This is a genomic window from Escherichia sp. E3659, from assembly GCF_005781135.1.
Lineage (GTDB): Bacteria > Pseudomonadota > Gammaproteobacteria > Enterobacterales > Enterobacteriaceae > Escherichia.
Map to the genome: position 1 here is coordinate 29724 of NZ_VATQ01000008.1, position 11870 is coordinate 41593.

The 11870-nt window shown below is 51.8% G+C and carries 13 protein-coding genes; 11 read left to right on the forward strand and 2 right to left on the reverse strand.

The annotated features are described in order from the left end of the window. Window positions 1–17: 17 nt before the first annotated feature. The 4 genes from FEK47_RS08345 to FEK47_RS08360 are packed head-to-tail and all read left to right on the forward strand — an operon-like array spanning window position 18 to window position 2353. Complete coding sequence (locus FEK47_RS08345; protein WP_012767747.1) at window positions 18–503, forward strand: fimbrial protein; 486 nt, start codon at window positions 18–20, stop codon at window positions 501–503. Continuing rightward, window positions 500–979, forward strand: coding sequence for a fimbrial protein (locus FEK47_RS08350; RefSeq protein WP_000809301.1), 480 nt, complete (start codon window positions 500–502; stop codon window positions 977–979). Before FEK47_RS08345 ends, FEK47_RS08350 begins: the two co-directional genes overlap by 4 nt. Next, on the forward strand, window positions 976–1527 hold the full coding sequence (locus tag FEK47_RS08355; RefSeq protein ID WP_000197766.1) for a fimbrial protein: 552 nt from the start codon (window positions 976–978) through the stop codon (window positions 1525–1527). The genes FEK47_RS08350 and FEK47_RS08355 overlap by 4 nt, the downstream gene beginning before the upstream one ends. Beyond that, on the forward strand, window positions 1514–2353 hold the full coding sequence (locus FEK47_RS08360) for a StfH/YfcO family fimbrial adhesin (RefSeq protein WP_240727844.1): 840 nt from the start codon (window positions 1514–1516) through the stop codon (window positions 2351–2353). The genes FEK47_RS08355 and FEK47_RS08360 overlap by 14 nt, the downstream gene beginning before the upstream one ends. A 124-nt stretch (window positions 2354–2477) precedes the next feature. On the opposite strand, the gene smrB is transcribed toward FEK47_RS08360, so the two are convergent. After that, window positions 2478–3029, reverse strand: a complete 552-nt coding sequence (gene smrB / locus FEK47_RS08365; RefSeq protein ID WP_135487470.1) for an endonuclease SmrB — start codon at window positions 3027–3029, stop codon at window positions 2478–2480. A gap of 165 nt (window positions 3030–3194) precedes the next feature. On the opposite strand from smrB, the gene prmB reads away from it, so the two are divergent. The 6 genes from prmB to FEK47_RS08395 all read left to right on the forward strand — a co-directional run bounded on the left by prmB (window position 3195) and on the right by FEK47_RS08395 (window position 7947). Then, the gene (gene prmB / locus FEK47_RS08370) at window positions 3195–4127 is read left to right on the forward strand and encodes a 50S ribosomal protein L3 N(5)-glutamine methyltransferase (RefSeq protein WP_135487471.1); all 933 of its coding nucleotides are present in this window, start codon (window positions 3195–3197) and stop codon (window positions 4125–4127) included. 237 nt (window positions 4128–4364) lie between these two features. Further along, window positions 4365–5450 (forward strand): chorismate synthase, encoded by a 1086-nt coding sequence (aroC, locus tag FEK47_RS08375; RefSeq protein WP_001297933.1) that lies wholly within the window; start codon window positions 4365–4367, stop codon window positions 5448–5450. Between the two features lie 3 nt (window positions 5451–5453). Beyond that, window positions 5454–6278 carry a penicillin-insensitive murein endopeptidase gene (mepA, locus tag FEK47_RS08380; protein WP_001043792.1) on the forward strand — a complete coding sequence of 275 codons (825 nt, stop codon included), beginning with the start codon at window positions 5454–5456 and terminating at the stop codon, window positions 6276–6278. After that, window positions 6278–7087 (forward strand): sulfite exporter TauE/SafE family protein, encoded by an 810-nt coding sequence (locus FEK47_RS08385; RefSeq protein ID WP_064526496.1) that lies wholly within the window; start codon window positions 6278–6280, stop codon window positions 7085–7087. Before mepA ends, FEK47_RS08385 begins: the two co-directional genes overlap by 1 nt. After that, the gene (gene epmC, locus FEK47_RS08390) at window positions 7087–7635 is read left to right on the forward strand and encodes an elongation factor P hydroxylase (RefSeq protein ID WP_135487472.1); all 549 of its coding nucleotides are present in this window, start codon (window positions 7087–7089) and stop codon (window positions 7633–7635) included. Before FEK47_RS08385 ends, epmC begins: the two co-directional genes overlap by 1 nt. A gap of 33 nt (window positions 7636–7668) precedes the next feature. Beyond that, window positions 7669–7947: a YfcL family protein gene (locus FEK47_RS08395; RefSeq protein ID WP_000559761.1), complete on the forward strand. Its 279-nt coding sequence runs from the start codon at window positions 7669–7671 to the stop codon at window positions 7945–7947. Between the two features lie 401 nt (window positions 7948–8348). Here FEK47_RS08395 and mnmC read toward each other — a convergent pair whose 3' ends face one another. After that, entirely contained in the window at window positions 8349–10355 is a 2007-nt protein-coding gene (gene mnmC / locus FEK47_RS08400) for a bifunctional tRNA (5-methylaminomethyl-2-thiouridine)(34)-methyltransferase MnmD/FAD-dependent 5-carboxymethylaminomethyl-2-thiouridine(34) oxidoreductase MnmC (RefSeq protein ID WP_135487473.1), read from the reverse strand. 158 nt (window positions 10356–10513) lie between these two features. Between mnmC and fabB the strand changes: the two genes are divergently transcribed. Next, a complete protein-coding gene (gene fabB / locus FEK47_RS08405) occupies window positions 10514–11734 on the forward strand; it encodes a beta-ketoacyl-ACP synthase I (protein ID WP_000817178.1) in 1221 nt (406 codons plus the stop codon). The last annotated feature ends 136 nt before the right edge of the window (window positions 11735–11870 follow it).

The window sequence follows — 11870 nt, forward strand, 5'->3', positions numbered from 1 at the left end:
AAAATATTCTACTGACTATGGTTGGGGGGCTGCTGATCTGCACTACGGTAGGGGAATTGACTTACGCAGGCAGTAAGCCAGTAAATATGGTTTTACGTGTACAGGTAGATGGGCCTCCACCATGTACCGTTACGGGGAGCGATGTCGATTTTGGGGATGTGCTCATCAGGCGTATAGATGGCAGCCAGTATTTGCAGCCAGTAACTTACAAGCTGGACTGCGGGCAACGACTTACTGGTGCGGATGACTTACGTATGCAGTTGCAGGGTCCTACAAGCGTCATCAATGGTGAAACTGTGCTTAATACAGGTATTGATGGGTTTGGTATTCGTATTCAAAACGCTACGAATGACTCGCTTATTACGGTAGGAAGCAGTGCCTGGCTACCATTTAGCATCGATAACCAACCAACGCTTGAAGCTGTACCCGTGAAGCAGAATGGGGTATCGCTGGTATCTTCTGCATTCAGTGCTACTGCAACTATGGTGGTTGATTATCAATGAAACAGATCGCATTTTTTATCATGCTGGTAAGTTACGCAACGGTGGTTAGCTCATCTCCAGATATAACGTTTCATGGCAATTTGATAGCGCCGCCAACATGCATCGTCAGTGAAAATAAGACGATTGAGATTGCATTTAATGAGGTCATTATTAGTGACATCTCTGGTGATAACTATAAACGAGAAGTGCCTTATAGCGTTGAATGTGACTCTGAGAATACCGATACGGGAATACAAATGAAGCTGACCTGGACGGGAGTAGAAACTGATTTTAATGACTCTGCGGTAGAGACGGACGTGGTGGGGCTGGGGGTCGAATTGCAGCAAAACGGTCAGCGTTTTCAACAGGGAAAGGCGATAAATATTTCAAAAACTAATCTGCCGAAACTACATGCGGTACTGGTGAAAAAAAGCGGAGCGGTGCTCAGTGAAGGGGCATTTGAAGCCTATGCCACATTACAGGTGGATTACCAATGACAAGAAACCAAACCTACTACACCAGATATACAGCGGGGAGTTTACTGGGGCTAGTGTTGTTAGCTCAAGGAACAGCGACGAGCGCGAAAAACAACCTTCATTTCACCGGAAATTTGATTGATAAATCATGCACGTTGGTCGCTCCTGGAGGATTACTGGCAGAAGTTCGCTTTCCGACGATTAGCTCAAGAGATCTGAGTACACAAATGCAGTCAGGTAAAGTCTCAATGGCTTTTGAGCTAGAAAACTGTAAGGGGTCTTCACAATCACAAAATAGCGTTAAGGTGACATTTACGGGCACAGAGGATACCGGACAACCTGGATTTTTAGCTCTTGATTCAGACTCACAGGCGCAAGGTGTGGGTATTGGTATTGAGACAGTGGATGGTGTCCCAGTGAAGATCAATAATAACTCTGGTGCGACGTTTGTTTTGAGTGATGGCAGTAATACATTGCTTTTTAACACCTGGGTTCAGGCAAAAAGTGGGCGAGATGTGACGCTCGGTAATTTCACTGCTACAGCGACGGCAACTTTTGAGTATTTATAATATGAAGACAATATGGATATTATTTTGTTTGCTGATTACATGGCTTAGTAGTACCAGTGTACAGGCAAGTGTTACGTTTGGTAGTGTTGATGTGCTGTATGGCGCGAGCGGTCAATCTAATCCTACGATGGAGTTTTATTTTACTATAATTTCACCAAGAAATGGTGCTTATACAGCGAAATATTATGACCCGCATGCTGTCCCCAGAAATAATGATTATCTGGTGACAGATCAGTGGTCTGGCCCCGGAGCTGCTCCCATTATACAAATAGTTGGCTTTGGTAATGCAGGCGCATCCCAATGCCCTGGTTTGCCCAGTGGTCGAAATTGTCAATATCTGACATTCAGCATTACTATTGATGCCGCAGATGATTTTGGTTGCCCCTGGCTGGCATCGGTATACAGTGTGGTCACGGACTACGGCGCTTCTTATCGCGCACCAACGGCCAATAGTACGGTATGCCCGACTGTGCCTGTAGATACATTTGATGTTTCCTGGAGTGAGAATCGTGTCAATCATAATCTTGGCATTAGCCTTCATTCTACGGGAGGGTTTATTGAAAAAACTGTCTCTACCTATTTAATGGAATCTAATAAATTATGCGATAGCAGTGTTATGGATAGGCGCGGTGACTATTGTCGGTTCGTTTCTGGTTTAATCACTTTCTCTTCGTATGGATGTGACAACGCTAAAGTGACGGTGACGCCAATAGAGCAAGCAGTTACTGATAAAAAACTCCACGATATAGTAGTGCGAGTAGATACAAGTAGTATGCAACCGATAGATTCATCTTGTCGCTTTCAGTATATTTTAAATGAGTTGTGACCTCTATTGTCGCGTCGCCTCCGGCAATCTTTTGCTCCGATGGGAGGCGACGTTAAATTATATTATTATGCCTAATGCTACTGTGCATTTTTGCAGCTCGGCAGTCTGAAGCGGGTTAAAACGTTCAGGGCAACTCCGGCGGCAGCCACTCATCCACTTCAATCAACACCAGCAACGCCGCATCACCGCCGTACTCTTTCGGTGCCTGGTGAAATGCCATGACATGTGGATGTTGCGCCAGCCACAGCGGCGTTTGCTGTTTCAAAATATGCTTCCCGTGACCATGCATCACGCAGGCACAAAACACATGTTCACGGCGGCAGGCGGCAATCAACGCGCCCAGTTCCTGTTTGGCCTGTAGCTGCGTCAGACCGTGTAAATCCAAAAACAGCTCCGGCGAATAATCGCCACGGCGCAACTTCTTCGCCTCAAAATGACTCACATCCGGGCGTACATATTTCACCGGGCCTTCGGTATTCAATAACGGCTGAAACTCATCTGAGAAATAATGGCTGGCATCTGCCTGTTCCTGAATCAACCGCTTAACCGGCACTTCGCTGATTTTCTTACGCTGCGGTCGGTGGACAATCGTGTCCTGCTTCATCTTGCGAGTTCCCGCCATCAACTGGCGAAACAGAGCCTGGTCCTCCTCGCTAAGTGTTGTTTTCTTTTTCATTTATGCGTCTCTATTTTTAATTTTCCTACAGTTTACCCGACTCGCCGCGCAATCGATCGTTTTAAACGTATTTTTCCTCACTCACCGCGCGTGAATGCTGATTTATCGTCATCTTCATGGCAAACTAGCCGCCGAAATTATTGCGATCATGCCCTGGAGGAATACGTGGATAAAATTTTCGTTGATGAAGCAGTAAATGAGCTGCAAACCATTCAGGACATGTTGCGCTGGTCGGTTAGCCGCTTCAGCGCGGCAAATATCTGGTACGGTCACGGCACCGATAACCCGTGGGATGAAGCCGTACAGCTGGTGTTGCCTTCGCTCTACCTGCCACTGGATATTCCGGAAGATATGCGCAATGCGCGTCTGACCTCCAGCGAAAAACACCGCATTGTTGAGCGCGTGATCCGCCGCGTCAACGAGCGCATTCCGGTGGCTTACCTGACCAACAAAGCGTGGTTCTGCGGCCATGAATTTTACGTCGATGAACGCGTGCTGGTGCCGCGCTCGCCGATTGGTGAACTGATCAACAATAAATTTGCCGGACTCATCAGCAAGCAACCGCAGCACATTTTAGATATGTGTACCGGGAGCGGCTGCATCGCTATTGCCTGTGCTTATGCCTTCCCGGAAGCGGAAGTCGACGCGGTGGATATCTCTCCAGACGCGCTGGCGGTTGCCGAACAGAACATCGAAGAACACGGCCTGATCCATAACGTCATCCCGATTCGTTCCGATCTGTTCCGTGATTTACCGAAAGTGCAGTACGACCTGATTGTCACTAACCCGCCGTATGTCGATGCGGAAGATATGTCCGACCTGCCAAACGAATACCGCCACGAGCCGGAACTGGGTCTGGCATCTGGCACCGACGGCCTGAAACTGACGCGCCGCATTCTCGGTAACGCGGCAGATTACCTTGCGGATGATGGTGTGCTGATTTGTGAAGTGGGCAACAGCATGGTACATCTTATGGAACAATATCCGGATGTTCCGTTCACCTGGCTGGAGTTTGATAACGGTGGCGATGGTGTGTTTATGCTCACCAAAGAGCAGCTGCTGGCGGCCCGTGAACATTTCGCGATTTATAAAGATTAAATTTACTCGTCATTCTTCAAGTTGCATGTGCTGCGTCAGCGGGTTATTCGGCCCATCCATGGGCCTCACCCCTTACGGGGCCGCTACAAGTAGCGTTCAAATCCGCTCCATGCGGATTTGTCGTTCACCCCAGTCACTTACTTCTGTAAGCTCCTGGGGATTCACTCACTTGTCGCCTTCCTGCAACTTGAATTATTTAGAGTATAAAAATGCAAACACAACAATAACGGAGCCGTGATGGCTGGAAACACAATTGGACAACTCTTTCGCGTAACCACTTTCGGCGAATCGCACGGGCTGGCGCTCGGCTGCATCGTCGATGGTGTTCCGCCAGGCATTCCGCTGACGGAAGCGGACCTGCAACATGACCTCGACCGTCGTCGCCCTGGGACATCGCGCTATACCACCCAGCGCCGCGAGCCGGATCAGGTCAAAATTCTCTCCGGTGTTTTTGAAGGCGTTACTACCGGCACCAGCATTGGCTTGTTGATCGAAAATACCGACCAGCGTTCTCAGGATTACAGCGCAATTAAAGACGTTTTCCGCCCTGGCCATGCTGATTACACCTACGAACAAAAATACGGTCTGCGCGATTATCGCGGCGGTGGACGTTCTTCCGCCCGCGAAACCGCCATGCGCGTAGCGGCAGGGGCGATTGCCAAAAAATATCTCGCTGAGAAATTTGGCATTGAGATTCGCGGCTGCCTGACCCAGATGGGCGACATTCCGCTGGAAATCAAAGACTGGTCGCAGGTTGAACAAAATCCGTTCTTCTGCCCGGACCCGGACAAAATCGACGCGTTAGATGAACTGATGCGCGCGCTGAAAAAAGAGGGCGACTCCATCGGCGCGAAAGTCACCGTTGTTGCCAGTGGCGTTCCTGCCGGACTTGGCGAGCCGGTCTTTGACCGCCTGGATGCCGACATCGCCCATGCGCTAATGAGTATCAACGCGGTGAAAGGCGTGGAAATTGGCGACGGTTTTGACGTGGTGGCGCTGCGCGGCAGCCAGAATCGCGACGAAATCACTAAAGACGGTTTCCAGAGCAACCACGCAGGTGGCATTCTTGGCGGTATCAGCAGCGGGCAGCAAATCATTGCCCATATGGCGCTGAAACCGACCTCCAGCATTACCGTGCCGGGGCGTACCATTAACCGCTTTGGCGAAGAAGTTGAGATGATCACTAAAGGCCGTCACGATCCCTGTGTCGGGATCCGCGCAGTGCCGATCGCTGAAGCGATGCTGGCGATCGTTTTAATGGATCACCTGTTACGGCAACGGGCGCAAAATGCCGATGTGAAGACTGATATTCCACGCTGGTAAAAAATGAACAAAACCGCGATTGCGCTGCTGGCCCTGCTTGCCAGTAGCGCCTGCCTGGCAGCGACGCCGTGGCAAAAAATAACCCAACCTGTGCCGGGTAGTGCACAATCGATAGGCAGTTTTTCCAATGGTTGTATCGTCGGCGCTGACACGTTGCCGATACAGTCCGAACATTATCAGGTCATGCGTACCGATCAGCGTCGCTATTTCGGTCACCCGGACCTGGTGATGTTTATCCAGCGCCTGAGTAGCCAGGTGAGCAATCTGGGCATGGGTACGGTGTTGATTGGCGATATGGGAATGCCCGCTGGTGGGCGTTTCAACGGCGGTCACGCCAGCCACCAGACCGGACTGGATGTCGATATCTTCCTGCAACTGCCGAAAACACGCTGGACCTCCGCGCAACTCTTGCGTCCGCAAGCGTTAGATTTGGTTTCCCGCGACGGTAAACACGTTGTCCCCACGCTGTGGAAGCCGGAAATTTTCAGCTTGATCAAACTCGCCGCCCAGGACAAAGACGTCACGCGCATTTTTGTTAATCCGGCGATTAAACAACAACTTTGCCTTGATGCCGGCACCGATCGCGACTGGTTGCGCAAAGTGCGACCCTGGTTCCAGCATCGCGCGCATATGCATGTACGATTACGTTGTCCTGCCGATAGTCTGGAGTGTGAAGATCAACCTTTACCGCCACCGGGCGATGGCTGCGGGGCAGAACTGCAAAGCTGGTTTGAACCTCCAAAACCGGGAACAACAAAGCCTGAGAAGAAGACACCGCCTCCGTTGCCGCCTTCCTGCCAGGCGCTACTGGATGAGCACGTGATCTAATGGAAACGTTTAATAGCCTGTTTATGGTTTCCCCGCTGTTGCTGGGAGTTCTCTTTTTTGTCGCCATGCTGGCGGGATTTATCGACTCGATTGCCGGTGGCGGTGGGTTACTCACCATTCCGGCATTGATGGCGGCGGGGATGTCTCCCGCTAACGCGCTGGCAACCAATAAACTGCAAGCCTGCGGTGGCTCTATTTCCGCCACTATCTACTTTATTCGCCGCAAAGTGGTTAGTTTAAGCGATCAGAAACTCAATATCGCCATGACCTTTGTCGGCTCAATGAGTGGCGCACTGCTGGTGCAATATGTTCAGGCCGATATATTACGGCAGATATTGCCCATCCTCGTGATTTGCATCGGCCTCTATTTCTTGCTGATGCCAAAGCTGGGTGAAGAAGATCGCCAGCGCCGGATGTACGGTTTACCCTTCGCGTTAATTGCCGGTGGCTGCGTCGGTTTTTATGACGGATTCTTTGGCCCGGCTGCCGGATCGTTTTACGCGCTGGCCTTTGTTACGCTGTGCGGATTCAACCTCGCCAAAGCCACGGCTCACGCCAAATTACTCAACGCAACGTCAAACATCGGCGGTTTACTGCTGTTTATTCTCGGCGGCAAAGTGATTTGGGCGACGGGCTTTGTGATGCTGGTGGGGCAGTTCCTCGGCGCGCGCATGGGTTCACGACTGGTGTTGAGCAAAGGACAAAAGCTGATCCGCCCGATGATCGTTATCGTCTCGGCGGTGATGAGTGCCAAATTACTTTACGATAGCCACGGACAGGAGATCCTCCACTGGTTGGGGATGAACTAATGAACAGTACACACCACTATGAGCAGTTGATTGAAATTTTTAATAGCTGCTTTGCCGATGAATTTAATACCCGTCTGATTAAAGGCGACGACGAACCGATCTATCTTCCTGCTGATGCGGAAGTACCGTATAACCGAATCGTCTTTGCTCATGGCTTTTATGCCAGCGCAATTCATGAGATTTCGCACTGGTGTATTGCCGGAAAAGCGCGCCGTGAGCTGGTTGATTTCGGTTACTGGTATTGCCCGGACGGACGCGATGCCCAAACGCAAAGTCAGTTTGAAGATGTTGAAGTGAAGCCGCAGGCGTTGGACTGGTTGTTCTGCGTGGCGGCGGGATATCCGTTTAACGTCAGTTGCGACAATCTGGAAGGCGACTTCGAACCGGATCGTGTGGTGTTTCAACGGCGAGTACATGCGCAGGTGATGGATTATCTGGCTAACGGTATTCCAGAACGTCCGGCACGCTTAATTAAAGCGCTACAAAATTATTATCACACGCCGGAAATTACGGCGGAACAGTTCCCGTGGCCGGAAGCGCTCAACTGAAGCCGGCGCCACGTTTTACAATGAGGAAAGAAGATGATCGCGGAGTTTGAATCACGCATTCTGGCATTAATCGACGGTATGGTTGACCATGCCAGTGATGATGAGTTGTTTGCCAGTGGGTATTTGCGTGGCCACCTGACATTAGCCATCGCAGAACTGGAAAGTGGTGATGACCACTCCGCTCAGGCGGTGCATACGACCGTTAGCCAGAGTCTGGAAAAAGCCATTGGTGCCGGTGAGTTGTCGCCGCGTGACCAGGCGCTGGTGACCGATATGTGGGAACACCTGTTTCAGCAGGCGTCACAGCAGTAAGTTGTTGGCGTCTGGAGCACCATGCCTGATGCGACGCTTACAGCGTCTTATCAGGCCTACAGGTCACACGAGGTCGGATAAGGTGTTCACGCCGCATCCGACATTGGGAGCACCATGCCTGATGCGACGTTTATCGCGTCTTATCAGGCCTACAGGTCACACGAGGTCGGATAAGGTGTTCACGCCGCATCTGACCTTGGGAGCACCATGCCTGATGCGACGCTTACAGCGTCTTATCAGGCCTACACGTCACACGTAGGTCGGATAAGGCGTTCACGCCGCATCTGACATTGGGAGCACCATGCCTGATGCGACGCTTATCGCGTCTTATCAGGCCTACGCGTCACACGTAGGTCGGATAAGGCGTTTACGCCGCATCCGACAAATAATGCCAAAGTAGATTACCCCGCCTTAACCGCTTTACCTTTCAACAACTTCCGCACCCATAACCTATTCGGATTTAACGCCGCCAGCGTACTGGCATCCATCGGAATCGGTTCTTCACTCATCTGTGCCGCCAGAATCTCGGCGCACAGTGGGGCAGAACACAAACCGCGAGAACCTAAAGCTGCAAGCATAAAGAGATCGTCATAAACCGGCGCGCTTACCGCCTCATCTTTCTGCTCCGCCAGCGACGCATATTCCACGAGTGTAGCGTCATAATCAGGCACGTTGCCTACCATTGGCAGATGATCGCGAGTGGCACAACGCACACCGCAGCGCGCCTCTTTATCACTGACATCAACCTCTTTTGCCCATAGTGCCTGCGGGAAACAATCAATCAACCGCTGGCGATTCTGCTGCTGATCGTCCTCACTGTACGCCGTATCTTCGCTGCCGCGATGATAACTGGCACCAATACAATGGTGCTGATTCGCCGGATTTTGTGGCGTGAGATAACCGTCATAGCACAGCACCTGCTTCAGCTTCGCCAATTCCGGCGTTGTTGGAATATGGCTGACCTGCCCGGCAACCGAATACACTGGCAGAGACGACGTTTGGCTGAAACGGCTGATTTGATGCCCGTTCGCCAGTACCACCACACTATGCGTCGCTTGCTGATCACCTGCAAAATTCAACAACCAACAATCATCATTACGGGATAAATCCTGCAACTGATATTGATAATGAATCTGCAAACCCTGCTGTTGCGCCAGTTCCAGCACATTACGGGTCAGTTCTGCCGGACACAGCCAGCCACCTTGCGGATAAGTAATACCGCTGCAATTTGTCGCAACGCCCGTAATTTGTTCAACCGCATTAGCCTCAACGGCTACAGCCAGCTCTGCGGGTAAATCCATCGACAGCATCTGTGCGATTTTATGCTGGCTTTTCTCATCCCAGCCTAACTGCGTGACGCCGCACCAGTCATGATCAAATTTAACGGGTAATTGGTCGTAAAACCGACGAGCAAAAGTAAACGCATTAGAGAAAAAGCGGTTTAGCGCCTCATCGTGTTTGCTTAATAACGGATACAACGCCCCCTGGCGATTGCCGGAAGCACCCAGCGCGGGGGCCTCATCCGCGCAATAAAGCGTAACCTGCCAGCCGCGCCGTAATAACGCCAGCGACAACAACGCGCTGGCAATACCACCGCCGATAATCGCAGCTTCCCGTTTGCGGCTGCCCGTACGATTAAACCACGGCGTGGAGCAGGGGAGGGGTAATGTCTGTTCCATCACCCCGCAAAGCATTTCCCGTTTGCGCCCAAAGCCCTTACGCTTTTGCATGGTGAATCCGGCTTCCTGCAAACCGCGGCGGACAAAACCGGCAGAAGTAAATGTCGCCAGCGTGCCGCCCGGACGCGCCAGTCGTGCCATGGCGTTAAACAGATTTTGCGTCCACATATCCGGGTTTTTCGCGGGCGCAAAACCGTCCAGAAACCAGGCATCTACTTTTTGATTTAGCGAATCGTCCAGTTGGCTGGTCAGTTCGTTTATATCGCCAAACCATAAATCCAGCGTTACGCGGCCTTCATCGAGCAATAAACGATGGCAACCGGGCAGGGGCAAAGGCCACTGTGTCTGAAGCTGTTCCGCCCACGGCGCAAGTTCCGGCCAGTGTTGGTGCGCTAGCGCTAAATCAGCACGAGTGAGGGGAAATTTCTCAAAACTAATGAAATGTAAGCGTTGTAATTGCGCCTGTGGATGCGCTTCGCGAAACTGATCAAATGCCTGCCATAGCGTCAGGAAGTTTAATCCGGTGCCGAAGCCGCTCTCTGCTACCACAAACAGAGGATGTGGATGCTCAGGAAAGCGTGCCTCTAATTGGTTACCCCCAAGAAAAACATAACGCGTCTCTTCCAGTCCGTTATCGTTAGAAAAATAGACATCGTCAAAATCTCGGGAAACAGGTGTACCCTCAGCATTAAATTCAAGGTTGGCAGGTTGTATGGAGTAGTGTTTCACGTAAGTTACTCGTCTTACAGGCGGTGGCTCGATCTTAGCGATGTGTGCCAGGCTGCGCAAATTTCTCTATTAATTGGCTGATCGGACTTGTTCGGCGTACAAGTGTACGCTATTGTGCATTCGAAACTTACTCTATGTGCGACTTACAGAGGTATTGAATGAAACGTGCAGTGATTACTGGCCTGGGCATTGTTTCCAGCATCGGTAATAACCAGCAGGAAGTCCTGGCATCTCTGCGTGAAGGACGCTCAGGGATCACTTTCTCTCAGGAGCTGAAGGATTCCGGCATGCGTAGCCACGTTTGGGGCAACGTAAAACTGGATACCACTGGCCTCATTGACCGCAAAGTTGTGCGCTTTATGAGCGACGCATCCATTTATGCATTCCTTTCTATGGAGCAGGCAATTGCAGATGCTGGCCTCTCCCCGGAAGCTTACCAGAATAACCCGCGCGTTGGCCTGATTGCAGGTTCCGGCGGCGGCTCTCCGCGTTTCCAGGTGTTCGGCGCTGACGCAATGCGCGGCCCGCGCGGCCTGAAAGCGGTTGGCCCGTATGTGGTCACTAAAGCGATGGCATCTGGCGTTTCTGCCTGCCTCGCCACGCCGTTCAAAATCCACGGCGTTAACTACTCCATCAGCTCCGCGTGTGCGACTTCCGCACACTGTATCGGTAACGCAGTAGAGCAGATCCAACTGGGCAAACAAGACATCGTGTTTGCTGGCGGCGGCGAAGAGCTGTGCTGGGAAATGGCCTGCGAATTCGACGCAATGGGCGCGCTGTCTACCAAATACAACGACACCCCGGAAAAAGCCTCCCGTACTTATGACGCTCACCGTGACGGTTTCGTTATCGCTGGCGGCGGCGGTATGGTGGTGGTCGAAGAACTGGAACACGCGTTGGCACGTGGTGCTCATATCTACGCTGAAATCGTTGGCTACGGCGCAACGTCTGATGGCGCAGACATGGTTGCTCCGTCTGGCGAAGGCGCAGTGCGCTGCATGAAGATGGCGATGCACGGTGTTGATACCCCAATCGACTACCTGAACTCCCACGGTACTTCGACTCCGGTTGGCGACGTGAAAGAGCTGGCGGCTATCCGTGAAGTGTTCGGCGATAAGAGCCCGGCGATTTCTGCAACCAAAGCAATGACCGGTCACTCTCTGGGTGCTGCTGGCGTACAGGAAGCTATCTACTCTCTGCTGATGCTGGAACACGGCTTTATCGCCCCGAGTATCAACATTGAAGAGCTGGACGAGCAGGCTGCGGGTCTGAACATCGTGACCGAAACGACCGATCGCGAACTGACCACCGTGATGTCTAACAGCTTCGGCTTCGGCGGCACCAACGCCACGCTGGTAATGCGTAAGCTGAAAGATTAATTCGCAGTAGGTCGGAGTAGGTCGGATAAGACGCGCCAGCGTCGCATCCGACGTTACGCGGCAATGCTGCCTCCGGCACTAAAGAAAAAGGGAACCCGATGGTTCCCTTTTTCACATCATTGACAATCGCCGCCTG